The sequence below is a fragment of the Streptomyces sp. NBC_00829 genome, from assembly GCF_045161795.1.
Lineage (GTDB): Bacteria > Actinomycetota > Actinomycetes > Streptomycetales > Streptomycetaceae > Streptomyces.
In genome coordinates, this window is the sequence record NZ_CP108867.1 from 640,055 (window position 1) to 651,453 (window position 11,399).

The window sequence follows — 11,399 nt, forward strand, 5'->3', positions numbered from 1 at the left end:
CTTGGGATGCTCCCTGTCCGGTCGCCGGGGGACGCATCAGTGCAGCTGCCGCTGCCAGTCCGCGGGCACCGCGCCCCGGGGTCCCGGTGTCGGCTGGGTGACGGGACGAGAGGTGGGGGCCGCCAATTCCGGTCCCTCGTAGTACTCCTGGGTCCGCACGTTCCAGAACCAGTCCTCACCCGGCTCGTAACTGGTGATGAAGGGGTGCCCCGACTCCCTGGCATGCCGCGTCCCGTGCTGCGAAGGTGACGAGTCGCAACAGCCGATGTGCCCGCACTCGGCGCAGCGCCGCAGGTGCATCCACCAGCCCGGCCCGTCACCGGCCAGACACTCGACGCAGCCGTCGCCGCTGGGCCTGGCGTCGACGTCGATTCCCGGGATCTGTTCGTCCGCCATTTCGTCGCTCCTCTCCTGCATGTCCCGGCCTCAGCCGGAGTCTGCAACCCCGTCGTCCGGGGGCGGGTCCACCGGCAGCGAGACGCGGAACCGGGTGTCCCCCGGCCGGGATTCCACGCGGATGTCGCCGTGGTGCTTGTCGACCACGATCCGGTACGAGATGTCGAGTCCCAGTCCCGTGCCTTCACCGACCGGTTTCGTCGTGAAGAAGGGCTCGAAGATCCGCGGCCGGATGTCGGGCGGGATTCCGGGACCGGTGTCGCGGACCTCCACGAAGAAGTGGTCGCCGTCGCACCGGGTCGCGATCGTGAGCGTCCCGCTTCCCTCCATCGCGCCCAGTGCGTTGTCGATGAGGTTCGTCCACACCTGGTTGAGCTCAGCGCCGTACGCCGGTACCGGCGGCAGAGCACTGTCGTAGTCCTTCACGACGTTCACGCCCGGAGGGATCTTGGCCTGGAGCATCACCAGGGTCGCGTCGAGCAGCTCATGGACGTCCACGGGCTGTTTCGAGGCGCGGTCGAGCTGAGAGTACTGGCGTGCCGCCTCCACCAGGCCGGAGATGCGGTTGACGGCGTCCTCTATCTCTCCCATCAGGAGCTCGGTGTCGATCGTGTACGTGAGCCAGCCGACCGCGGCCTGCCGGTTCTCCTCCCCCAGGCTGTCCGTCGCGTCGGACAACCAGGACGGGTCGATGCCACCGGCGACCAGGACCGGGGCGATGTCCCACGGCCGTCCGACTCCGTGGTCCTCCAGCCAGTCCCCGAGCTCGTCCTCGGCGTCCGACGCCTCGATCGCCGAGAGCTTGCGGGCCTTGGACGCGCGCCGGACCGCCTCGTCCTGCATCTCGACCAGGCGGTGCAACCGGGTGCCGTCGACGCGGCCGTCGGCGATGAGGGCGAGCTTGTGGCGCATCTTGGTGACCCGGTCACGCAGGGTGTCGGTGGCGCGTACCGCGGCTGCCGCGGGGTTGTTGAGCTCATGGGTGAGCCCGGCGGTCAGCGAGCCGAGCGCGACCAGGCGCTCCCGCTCGCCGATGATGGTGTTGCTCGCGCGTGTCCCGAAGAAGAGGCCCTCCAGCAGATGCAGCGCCATCGGGAACCAGGTGCGTACAGCGTGGGCGAACTCCTCGGCGGGCAGCACGAAGAATTCGGCGTCGGTGATGGCCCGGAGCGTGTTGGGATAGACCTGGTCCACCCGATCGCCGAGGTAGGCCTGTGTGGCTCCGGCGTACACGCCCTTGTGGTCGGTGCGGGTGAGCTCGATGTCGTCGCCGTGGAGGCGGCGGACGACGGCCACGGTGCCGCTGAGGAGCACGAAGAAGCAGGTGGCCGCCTCACCCTGGGAGTAGACGGGCTCTGCGCCGGGCCGCGTCTCGACCCGCCCCCGGTCGGCGAGCCACTCCAGTTGCCTCTCCTCCAGGCTCTCGAAGAGAAACAGGTCCCGGATCTCGGCCGCGGTGAGCCGGGTGCGCGGGCCCGGGGCATTCATTGCGCCTCCAGGTAGCGATGCACCAGGGTGACGGCCATGGCGCCCTCCCCCACCGCCGACGCGACCCGCTTGACCGATTCGGCGCGCACGTCGCCGGCGGCGAAGACACCGGGCACGCTGGTCTCCAGGTGGTACGGGTCGCGCGACAGCGGCCAGCGTGCGGGGCGCGCGCCTTGGGACAACAGGTCGGGACCGGTCAGGACGAAGCCACGCTCGTCGCGGGTGACGACGCCGTCCAGCCATCCCGTGGGCGGCTCCGCGCCGATGAAGACGAAGAGCCAGGAGGCGTCGGTCGTGGTGACGGCGCCGGTGCTGTTGTCGCGCAGCATCAGCCGTTCCAGATGCTGGTCCCCTTCACCGCCCGCCACTTCGGTGTGCGGGTGAACCAGGATGTTGGCGATGCTCTCGATCTGCGCCACCAGATAGTGCGACATCGACCGGGTCAAGTCGGCTCCGCGGACGAGGAGATGGACGCGGTCCGCGTAGCGGGAGAAGTAGACGGCGGCCTGGCCCGCGGAGTTGGCTCCGCCGACGATGTACACGTCCTCCCCCACGCAGTTCGCCGCCTCGAACGAGGCCGACCCGTAGAAGACGCCCGCTCCGGTGAAGGCCTCGAGGCCCGGCCCCTGAAGCCGTCGGTACGACACGCCTGTCGCGAGGACGACGGTGTGCGCGCCGATCGAGGTCCCGTCACTGAACCGGAGCACCCGGCCCGCCCCGGCGGCCTCCAGGGAGACCACTTCCCGGGCGCTGAGGATCTCGGCGCCGAACCGCGCGGCCTGGCGGCGCGCCCGGTCGGTGAGCTGAGCGCCGGACACCCCGTCGGGGAAGCCCAGGTAGTTCTCGATTCGGCTGCTCTGCCCGGCCTGTCCACCGGTCGCGCTGCGCTCGACCAGGACCGTGCGCAGCCCCTCGGACGCCGCGTAGACGGCGGCGCCGAGCCCCGCGGGACCGGCTCCGATGACGACGACGTCGTAGAAGTCGGAGGCGGGCGTGGTGGTGAGGCCGACGTGGGCGGCGAGTTCGGTCTCGGTCGGTGCTTGCAGGGTCTTGCCCTCGGCCGTGACCACGAGGGGCACGTCGTCGGCCGTGAGCCCCGCCGCGTCGAGCAGCCGCCGGCCTTCCGGTTCGTCGGCGGAGAGCCAGCGGTAGGGGACGAGGTTGCGGGCGAGGAACTCGCGGACGGCGAACGACGGCGCCGACCAGCGGTGGCCGACGATCCGTGTCTCGCCCGACTCCAGGTCGGGCGCCGCCGCCCACAGCTCCAGCAGTGTGTCCAGCACCGGATAGAGGTTCTCCTCCGGCGGACTCCACGGCTTGAGCAGATAGTGGTCGAGATCGACGATGTTGATCGCGTCGATGGCCGCGCCCGTGTCGGCGTACGCGGTCAGCAGCACCCGTCTGGCGAGGGGGAAGAGATCCATGGCCGCCTCAAGGAACTGCACGCCGTTCATCGTGGGCATGCGATAGTCCGCGATCATCACGGCGAGCGGCTCGCCCCGCAGTTTGACCTCCCGCAACGCCTCCAGGGCCTCTTCACCGGAAGGCGCGCGCACCACGCGGTACCGGTCGCCGTACCGGCGCCGGATGTCTCGGGCGATGGCTCGGGAGACTCCCGGATCGTCATCGACGGTCAGGATGGTCGGCTTCGCCATGCCCCCATCATGCGCCGCGCGGATCACGCACGCGATGGGAATGACCGAGCGTGACCGCCGGCACCCGCCGGGCAAGGGGGACGGAAGCCCGCTCGACAGCCCGGCGCGGCACCGGTCGGCGTCGGCTCGGCCCGTGCCGGACGCCCGCGCCGCGTGCGCACGATCGCCGCGCACGGGCGGAGCGCACGGGCGGAGCGCACACCGCTCAGTCGCCGGGCGGCGTGGGGCAGTCGTCGCTGCGCCGCTCCACCAGGTCATGTCGCTTCGACGGCCAGCTCACCTTGGGAGGGCGCTCATGCGGCACGGACAGGGCCCGCTCGCGCGAGCGCGAGCGGGCCCTGTCTTCGGTTCGCCCTGACGACCGGGTGGTCAGGGGACCTTGATCAGGTCGTGCGGAGGGACGGTCACCTTGCGGGCGCCCGTGGTGCCGCTGAGGACGACCTTGCGCAGGGCGACGTTGTTGTTGAGGTTGGTCTCCTGGAGACGCTTCGCGGGGTTGGCGATCACCTGGATGTAGTAGGTGCCGTTCGGCAGATCGGTCACGTCGAAGGACTGGCCGGGACGGTTCTGCGTGTACGTGTCGCCGGATCCGACATCGAGCACTTCACGTACGGACAGCGAGCTCTGCTGGCCGCATGCGGTGGACAGGTCGGTGTTGTTCGGGTGCCAGTTGGCGTTCTTCACCGTGTAGTCGATGGCGTCGGTGTTGGCGAGGCAGAAGGCTTCCTTGCCGCTGCGCACGATCTCCTTCTGGTCGGCGCCGAGCAGGCGGTAGCTGGCGAAGTCCGTGAAGTGCCAGTGCTCGTGCCCGACCCGCGCGTCCCACTCCATGGTGCCGGTGGGCGTGTAGCCGACCTGCTTTCCGTTGGCGTCGTAGAAGTACTGATACGCATCCATCAGGTCCTTGCCCGGGCTCCGGAAGCCGTCCACGACCAGTGGTGCCGGGCCCGCGTTCCACACGTTGGCGCTGAAGACCATGTAGTCCTTGCCGGGGGCGTCGCCGTCCTCGCCGTCGGAGATACCGATGTCCCAGGCCGGCAGCGAGCGGAGGTCGGGCTTGGGTACGTTCGGCACGCTCGCCCGGCCCGTGGGGCGCTGTGCGTTGGCCTTGAGCGCGGAAGCGATCCGGGAGCCGTCGGTGTGGCCGGGCCCGTCGCCGGCGTGCGCCATGGCGTGCGCATGCTTGACGGCGTACGGAAGGGCGGGCGGGGCGGGGGCATCGGCGCCGCGACCCTGGTGGTAGGCGTGACCCGTCCCGCTCGGCGCCTGCCCGGGTGCTCCGGCTCCGTGGCCGGAGTGACCGGAGTGACCGGACGCCGTGGAGCTGTGCGAGCCCCGAGCCGCAGCGCCTGCGCCGCCGCCCCCCTCGGGCTTGCGCTCACGCACCGACACCTTCAGCGTCTTCGTCTCGTTCGGCAGGTTGAACAGGTCGCGGTAGCGCTTGGTCACGGACACCTTGGCGGTGTACTCCCCGGCGGGCACATCCACCGGGTTGGAGTAGTAGCCCGCGTAGGTGTTGGACGCCCAGCCGTTCTCGACGCCCCACACCGAGCCCAGTGTGAAGGGGTTCGTGGGACAGCTCTCGGGATACTTCGACTTGGCCGGGGCATCGGGGCGTACCCGCCCGGACGCGTTGTTGGGACAGAAGGTCTCCGTGCGGTTGACCACCTGCTTGCCGCCAGCGTCGGTGAGGGTGATCTGGACGAAGTCGGACAGGCCGGAGAAGTCCTTCACCAGACCCGCGGGGAGATCCCTGGTCCGGGTTTTCGTCCCTTCGCGGATGATCTGTTTGGCGACCACCGGGTCCTTGTAGGACTTGCGCGTCACATTGAATTCGAAGGGGCTTCCCTCGGAAGTGACATACGTGCCGAGGTCCAGGTAGACCCCCGTTTCTCCCTCCCACCGGTCGAGCGTCACGGAGTTCGACGCGGCGATCAGCCGGAGCTTGGGAGAGGTTTCCGCTTTCGCGCCCACGGGCGCCGCGCCGGCCACGCCGGCGATCACGGTGAATGCTGCTGTTGCGGCGAGCGCCGAACGCCATAAGCGATCGCGGTGATGTCTGGTCATCAGTTCCTCGTTTACGAGTGCCACTGGGACATGGGGCTGAACAGGCGGCACACGCGCAGAGCATCGACCGGATACGGTCGGCAGTTCTGAGGGGAATCGTGGCCGGCCTGTGAGATCCGCGGATGACAGGGCGGGTTGCCTGGTGACTCGCAAGTGCCTGATCGTTGTCCGGAAATGAGTCCCGGATGGTGGATCAGGCCGTCCCTGCGCAATTTCCTCCACCTAAGCTTGAAGGTCTCGGTTGTGATAGCGCCTGAACAGCGGATCGATGCGCTCGTCCCGCACCCGGACCGGTCAGGCGGCCAGCGTGCCCCACCGGTCCGCGAGCAGGCCGAACAGCAGGTCGTCGGTCCACTCGCCCTTGATCCAGGAGAAGGCCGGACGATGTCCCTCACGCTGGAAGCCCACGCGTTCCAGCAGCCGGGCGGAGCGCAGAATGCGGGCGTCGCACTCCGCCGAGACGCGCCGCAGCCCGCGCCGGAATCGGTCGTCCAGGACGGCACGCACCGCTTCGGTGGCATACCCGTGCCCCTGGCGGTCGGGAGCGAGGGTGTAGCCGAGGTCGGCCTGCATGAGGTTCTCGTGCAGTTTGACGGCGACATCGCCGATCAGAGACCCGTCGGCCTTGAGCTCGACGGCGTACTCGAACCACCCGGGCCGGTCGGGATCGCCCTCCGCGAACTCCTTCACCCGAATGGCAGCCGACTCCGGCGACACCGGTGGCGTCCACGGCTGATAGCGCGCTGTCTCGGGGTCCGACTGGTACGCGGCCAGCGCCACCTCGTCGCCGGGGTGGAAACGGCGCAGATACAGCCGGGAGGTCTCAAGCAGCATCCGTGGAGCATGCCATGGCAGACCTGCCCTGGTCGCAGGGTTTACGGTGCATGGTCCGGGCTCAGTGCTTCTTCCCCCGCGGGATCGCCAGGTCGGTCAGCAGGGCGGTGCCCGGCGCCAGGTCGGACCAACTGCCGCGCCAGGTCAGCACGGCGACCGCGGAGGTCGGGAACTTGGTCCGCGTGCGGTACAGGGCGTCGCCGATCGCCTCGCCAGTCAGCAGCAGAATCAGCTCCTGCAGCCCGGGGTTGTGGCCGATCAGCAGCAACGTCTCGATGTCGGCGGGCACTTCGCGTACGGCGTCGAGCAGCTCCTGGTCGTCCGCCGCGTAGATGCGCCGCTCGTACCGGACCTGTGGGACGCTGCCCAGCTCACCGGCGGCCAGCTGCCAGGTCTGGCGCGTGCGACGGGCGGTGGAGCAGAGAACGAGATCGGGCAGGCAGTCGGCCGTGGCCAGCCAGCGGCCGACGGCGGGGGCGTCCCGCAGGCCCCGCGGACCGAGCGGGCGGGCATGGTCGGCAAGGCCCTCCGGCCAGGCGGACTTGGCGTGCCGCAGGACGACAAGCCGCCGCAACGGGTTCATGCCGGCGCCCGGTCGGCCGCGCGCCCGGACCCTGCCCACGACACCACCTGCGCACGGCACCGCAGCGGATCCCGGCCCGCCCGTTCGTCAACGATTCGCAGCACATCACAGAGCCTAGGCGCAGCGACTGCGCCCCGCACCAGCGCCTGTCTCACGCTTCGGCCGCCCGCACGAGCACCGCAGCGGGTTCACTGCCCCGGGTTCGCGGCGATCACTTCGAGAATGATCTCCGCAACCCGGCCGGGCTGGTCGGTCATCACCATGTGCGTCGCGTCGGGCACGTCCACCAGCGTGACCCCGGGGCATGCCTCGACGTCGCGCCGCTCCTCGGCCGAGAAACCGACCTCGTCCCGGTCTCCTCGCACGACCCAGGCGGGTGATCCCGACCGGCACAGCCGGGGGACGAGCGATCCGTGGCGGTCCAGGTAGGCGAAGTAGTTCCGCACGATCCGGCGGCAGAACGCGGGATTGTTCTTTCTGAGCTCCGCCGTCAGCGTTTCCCTGCGAGCCTCGGGCAGACTCTTTCTGGCGGCGTACGGCACAAGCTTCAGCATCACCGTCCAGATCAGCGAGCCGATGACCGGCACAGGGTCGACGCGGTTGACGAAGGCCAGCTCCCTGGCCTCGTCCGCCCGCGAGAACGTGGGCGACAGCAGCACCACGGGCCCGGAGAAGTCTCCGGCGGCCACCATCTCGATCGCCACATTGGCGCCGAGACTGTGGCCGACCACGACGTCGCAGCCGGTGTCGGCGGCGAGACGGCCCGCGAGCCTGGCGTAGTTCTCCATCGAGAGGTCCCTGGGGTACGGCGTGTTCCCGAACCCAGGCAGCGTCGCGGCCACGAGGCGGACCGGTGCCCGGACCAACTTCGGCTGGGACATCAGATCCTCGTAGAACGCGGTCGTGCACAGCCCGCCGGGGAGGAGGAGCACGCTGTGCGCGGCGTCGACCGGGCCGGACTCGCGGACGTCCCAGCCGTCGAACCCGCTGCCTGTTGTCATGTCCCACTCCTCCGGTCGGCGCCGCGCAGAAGCACAGGGTGCCGCCGCAGGGTGGGGCAGCAGGCCACCTTGCTCCGAACGCGGCGTGTCCCCGCCCGGTGACGCGAGCCCGGCGCTGCGGCCTCGTGCCCCGGGGGTGAGCGCCGCACGCCCTGCGGGGAGGCCGACGTAGTGGTTGTCGGTCACCGCCGCCCTGGTGCGGGAGCGTGCCGGGGCACCGACCGCCCCCTCCGCGTACGCCGACCTCCAGGGTCCCGATGTCCTTGGCCGTTGGTCATGGGATGACTCCACCAGCGCAGAGACCTGCCTCAGGATTGCCGTCAGGCAGGAATCACGGGTCAATTCTCCGTGCGGGTCGGCCGCGTCCGGCGCCTCGGCAGGCGTGTCGCCGCCTGGCAGCACACCGCCGTCCGCGGGGACGCCGACTTGCCATACGGTCGCTTCGGGCGATGGTGGAACTGGGCACGAAGCGTGCTCGGAGGTGACCGGTGGTCGAGGACAACGAGCGCGAGGCGGATGCGGCGATCCTGGACGCCCTGTTCGCCCAGTCGCCGCAGGGCCTGTACGTCTTCGACACCGACCTGCGCGTCACCCGTTTCAACCAGGCGGCGCGCGGCGTCCGCGGTATGCGCCCCGATGAGGTGCTCGGGCTCACGCTCGGCAAGGTCGCCCACGGATTCCCGACCGAGGAGATCACCAGCCTGGCCAAGGAGGTCCTGCGCACGGGCGAGGTGATCCGCAACCGCATGGTGAGGGGGCGCCCTCCCTCGATGCCCGGGAGGGAGATGGTCGCCTCCCTGTCGCTCTTCAGACTGAAAGGAGCCGCGGGGCAGACACTGGGCCTGGCGGTGCTCGTCGACGACGTCACCGAACGCGAGGCCGCTCTGGAGCGGCTGGACGTCCTGCACGAGGCACAGCGAACCGTCGGCACGTCCCTCGACGCCTTCCGCACAGCGGCGGAACTGGCGGACGTCCTGGTACCGCGCCTCGCCGATGCGGCCTCGGTGGATCTCGTCGACGACACCCTGCGCGGGCGGTCCCCGCACCGTGGCCCCGTTACCGCGGACACGCCTCTGCGCAGGGCCGCCTTCCAGTCGCTGCGCGGCGAGGAAGGACCGCTGGCCGCCGGGGAACTGAGCACCTACCCCTTCCCCACTCCGTACACCCAGGCCCTCAATGACCTCAGTCCACGGCTCGTCCCCCGGATCCGGGCGGACGACGCCTGGCTCGATGCCGACCCGGACCGCACCGAGGCACTCGTTTCCGCCGGCGTCCACTCCCTCATCGTGGTACCGCTCAAGCTGCGGGAAACAGTGATGGGCCTGGCGTCCCTCTACCGCTTCTCGCGCCCCGAGCCGTTCGACGAGGAGACCCTCGCACTGGCGACGGAGGTTGTGGCCAAAGCGGCCGTTCACATCGACAACGCGCGCAGCTACGCCCGTGAGCGCGACATCGCGACCACTCTGCAGCGCGGCCTGATGCCCGACCGGCCGCCCGAGCTGTCCGCTGTCGACACCGCGTACGCCTATCTCCCCGAGGGCGCGGGAGGCGACTGGTACGACGTGATTCCGCTGTCGGGCGCCCGTGTCGCCCTCGTCGTGGGTGATGTCACCGGTCACGGGATCGAGGCCGCGGCGACCATGGGCCAGCTGCGTACCGCGCTGCGCACCCTCGCGCTCCAGGAACTGGAACCCGACGAGCTGCTCGTTCGCCTCGACGAGACGGCCGCTTTCCTGGCCCGGACCCGTTCGCCCGCCGGCTCCGACGGCAGCGACGCGGCCGGGGAGTTCCTCGCCACATGCCTGTGTGTGGTGTACGACCCGGTGTCCCGCACCTGTACCGCTGCCCGGGCCGGACACCCGCCGCCCGTTCTGTTGGGGCCCGACGGATCCACGACACCGTTCGACGTGCCCGCGGGACCGCCTCTCGGAGCGGACGGCGCGGGCTACACCTCCGCCACGATCACACTGCCGGAGTCCAGCCTCCTCGGCCTGTACACCAACGGCCTGGTGTCGACCCGTGGAAAGGACGCCGACGCCACCATTGGCCGGCTCGTCGAAGTCCTCGCCCAGCCGGAGCAGTCCCTCGGGCAGCTGTGCGACGAGGCCGTCTACGAACTCATGCCCGCCAGGCCCCAGGACGACGCCGTACTGCTCCTGGCCAGGACCCGGGCCCTGCGCGCGGAGTACATCACCCGATGGACCCTCCCCAACCGCAGGTCCGTCGTCTCCACGGCCCGCCGACTGGTCGAACACCAGCTTGAGGACTGGGGTCTGGAGGACGCCGTCTTCACCACCGAGCTGATCGTCAGCGAACTGGTGACCAATGCCATCCGCTACGGCGAGGGGCCGATCGAGCTGCGGCTGGTCTACGACCGCAACCTCATCTGCGAGGTTTCCGACGCCAGCAGCACCTCACCCCATATGCGGCAGGCGACCGAGAGCGACGAGGGCGGGCGTGGGCTGTTCATCGTCATGCAGCTCAGCGACCGCTGGGGCTCCAGGACGTCCGGGAACGGCAAGACCATCTGGTCGGAACAGTCCCTGTCCCGGGACACTGCGGCCGACCCGGGCCTGTGACGGTGGCCTCCGGCGGGCGGGAAGGCCGCACCCGAAAGGGCGCGGCCGGTGCGGCCCGCCGCTCACCCGCTACGAGCGGCGCTCCAACGCTCCCCGGGCGAACGCCGCCTGACCCGCGTGCTGAAGATCGTCGGAGATCACGCTGAGCAGCCGGACGCCCAGTGTGACCGGCGGGGACCAGGAGTCGTCCACGACGCGGTCCAGCGCCGCGTCGTCGAGCCCGCGCACAAAGCGCCTGGTCTGCTCGTGTACGGCGTCGAAATAGCCGAGCAGCAGCTCCGCGGACTCGACCCGCACGGCCGCGACTTGCTTGCTGGAATGGCCGTACCCCGTCGCGTCCTTCGGGAACGGCAGCTCGAAGCGCTCCGCCCAGCCCTGGGCGAGCCAGACCTGCTCCGCCTCGGCCGCGTCGGCCAGGTGGTCGTCCTGGATGCGCGACAGATGCCACACGAGCCAGGCGATCGAATTGGCGCCGGCGTCGAGCCGGGCGTTCAGATCGTCGGTCGACAGCTCCTCGACCGACGCATGCACTGCCTCGCTGATCCGTTCGAACGCATCCGACAGCAAGTCCGCACTGTTCATGGACCGATCCTTGGTTCTCGGGAATGCCGATTGGGTGGTACTGCCTCCGGAACCACCATGGCCTTCCTCCCGCACGGCACGCGGTCGACACGGCAGAATCCGGATCAGCACGACGCGTACGGCCCCCGCCCCGCAGACGGCCATGTCGACCTCGGGCCCGGTTGCCCTGACCGGCCGCGGCACACCAGGGCGCTCCGGGGGCGACCGCCCCGGA

General features: G+C 70.1%; 9 protein-coding genes. 1 reads left to right on the forward strand and 8 read right to left on the reverse strand.

Annotated features, from left to right (window positions below):
- Nucleotides 1-36: 36 nt before the first annotated feature.
- The 7 genes from OG293_RS02635 to OG293_RS02665 form a co-directional block, all read right to left on the reverse strand.
- The gene (locus tag OG293_RS02635) at nucleotides 37-396 is read right to left on the reverse strand and encodes a UBP-type zinc finger domain-containing protein (RefSeq protein WP_405997110.1); all 360 of its coding nucleotides are present in this window, start codon (nucleotides 394-396) and stop codon (nucleotides 37-39) included.
- A gap of 30 nt (nucleotides 397-426) precedes the next feature.
- Nucleotides 427-1,884, reverse strand: coding sequence for an ATP-binding protein (locus OG293_RS02640; RefSeq protein ID WP_405997111.1), 1,458 nt, complete (start codon nucleotides 1,882-1,884; stop codon nucleotides 427-429).
- Nucleotides 1,881-3,539 (reverse strand): FAD-dependent oxidoreductase, encoded by a 1,659-nt coding sequence (locus tag OG293_RS02645; protein WP_405997112.1) that lies wholly within the window; start codon nucleotides 3,537-3,539, stop codon nucleotides 1,881-1,883. Before OG293_RS02645 ends, OG293_RS02640 begins: the two co-directional genes overlap by 4 nt.
- 369 nt (nucleotides 3,540-3,908) lie before the next feature.
- Complete coding sequence (locus OG293_RS02650; protein ID WP_405997113.1) at nucleotides 3,909-5,606, reverse strand: lysyl oxidase family protein; 1,698 nt, start codon at nucleotides 5,604-5,606, stop codon at nucleotides 3,909-3,911.
- 294 nt (nucleotides 5,607-5,900) lie between these two features.
- On the reverse strand, nucleotides 5,901-6,440 hold the full coding sequence (locus OG293_RS02655; protein ID WP_405997114.1) for a GNAT family N-acetyltransferase: 540 nt from the start codon (nucleotides 6,438-6,440) through the stop codon (nucleotides 5,901-5,903).
- Between the two features lie 61 nt (nucleotides 6,441-6,501).
- Complete coding sequence (locus OG293_RS02660; RefSeq protein WP_405997115.1) at nucleotides 6,502-7,023, reverse strand: SixA phosphatase family protein; 522 nt, start codon at nucleotides 7,021-7,023, stop codon at nucleotides 6,502-6,504.
- 188 nt (nucleotides 7,024-7,211) lie between these two features.
- Nucleotides 7,212-8,024, reverse strand: coding sequence for an alpha/beta fold hydrolase (locus OG293_RS02665; protein ID WP_405997116.1), 813 nt, complete (start codon nucleotides 8,022-8,024; stop codon nucleotides 7,212-7,214).
- A gap of 488 nt (nucleotides 8,025-8,512) precedes the next feature.
- Here OG293_RS02665 and OG293_RS02670 point away from each other — a divergent pair, with 488 nt between their 5' ends.
- Nucleotides 8,513-10,603, forward strand: a complete 2,091-nt coding sequence (locus OG293_RS02670; protein WP_405997117.1) for a SpoIIE family protein phosphatase — start codon at nucleotides 8,513-8,515, stop codon at nucleotides 10,601-10,603.
- Between the two features lie 69 nt (nucleotides 10,604-10,672).
- Here the strand turns inward: OG293_RS02670 and OG293_RS02675 are convergent, their stop codons facing one another.
- Nucleotides 10,673-11,185, reverse strand: a complete 513-nt coding sequence (locus OG293_RS02675; protein WP_405997118.1) for a DUF664 domain-containing protein — start codon at nucleotides 11,183-11,185, stop codon at nucleotides 10,673-10,675.
- Nucleotides 11,186-11,399 lie beyond the last annotated feature (214 nt).